The sequence below is a fragment of the Pseudoalteromonas sp. bablab_jr011 genome (assembly GCF_016464045.1).
In the GTDB taxonomy this organism is placed as follows: Bacteria; Pseudomonadota; Gammaproteobacteria; order Enterobacterales; family Alteromonadaceae; genus Pseudoalteromonas; species Pseudoalteromonas lipolytica.
The window spans coordinates 1-317 of the sequence record NZ_JACDWU010000213.1; the positions used below are offsets into that span (position 1 = coordinate 1).

Consider the following 317-nt stretch of genomic DNA (forward strand, 5'->3'; position numbering starts at 1 on the left):
ACCATGACCTACTTCGAGACGGACATGCCCGTCACCAACGCTTACACGGAGTCCATCAACCGACTGGCCAAGGACAAGAACCGTGAAGGGCGCGGTTACTCCTTCGAGGTGATGCGGGCACGAATGCTCTACACCACGAAGTACAAGAAGAAGGCACCGACTGCGAAGGTCTCTCCTTTCTACAAGAAAACCATCGGTTACAGACTGCCGGACTTCGCAGAGGAACTCAACTACGGAGTCGATCTATCAACCATCTGAGGGTGGTATCAGATTGATGGGGTGAAGGTGCCCCATCAACCATTAAATCCGTATACCCT

Annotated in this window: 1 protein-coding gene; it reads left to right on the forward strand. The window is 52.7% G+C overall.

The window, feature by feature from the left end; genetic code table 11:
- The coding region (locus JIG41_RS23285) for a transposase (protein WP_199524869.1) at positions 1 to 258 on the forward strand (258 nt) is incomplete at its 5' end.
- Positions 259 to 317 lie beyond the last annotated feature (59 nt).